Raw genomic sequence first — 433 nt, 5'->3', positions numbered from 1 at the left:
TCCATACCCGACGAGCGGCGCGGGCTTGTCGTCGGTCTCGTGCGAGACGCTCGCAGCCGTGTCCGCCGCAGCCTCGTCGACCTCCGGGGTCGAACCGTGCGCCGGTGCGCCGAGCGACACCCCGGCATCCGTCGAGGTCGACGACACGGTGATGATCGGCGTTCCCACGTCGACGGTCTGGCCGACGGACACCAGCAGCTCGCCGACCGTTCCCTCGAACGGAGACGGCAGCTCGACGAGCGACTTCGCCGTCTCGATCTCGACGAGCACCTGGTTCACCGACACGGTGTCGCCGGGCGCCACCTTCCATTCGACGATCTCCGCCTCGGTCAGGCCTTCGCCGACGTCGGGGAGGAGGAACTTCGATTCGCTCATGCTGCAGCTTCTTTCGGTCGATTCGCCCGGGATGCCCGTGTGCGGGTCAGTATGCGAG

Annotated in this window: 1 protein-coding gene; it reads right to left on the bottom strand. The window is 67.9% G+C overall.

Annotated features, from left to right (window positions below; all coding sequences use genetic code 11):
- Positions 1-375 (bottom strand): biotin/lipoyl-containing protein (locus tag AB4Z02_RS19130; protein WP_441972953.1); only part of this gene is annotated, 375 nt, incomplete at its 3' end.
- Positions 376-433 lie beyond the last annotated feature (58 nt).

Origin of the sequence: Pedococcus sp. 2YAF34 (genome assembly GCF_052114585.1) — a bacterium.
Classification (GTDB): Bacteria; Actinomycetota; Actinomycetes; order Actinomycetales; family Dermatophilaceae; genus Pedococcus.
This window is presented reverse-complemented; position numbering and strand designations above follow the sequence as displayed.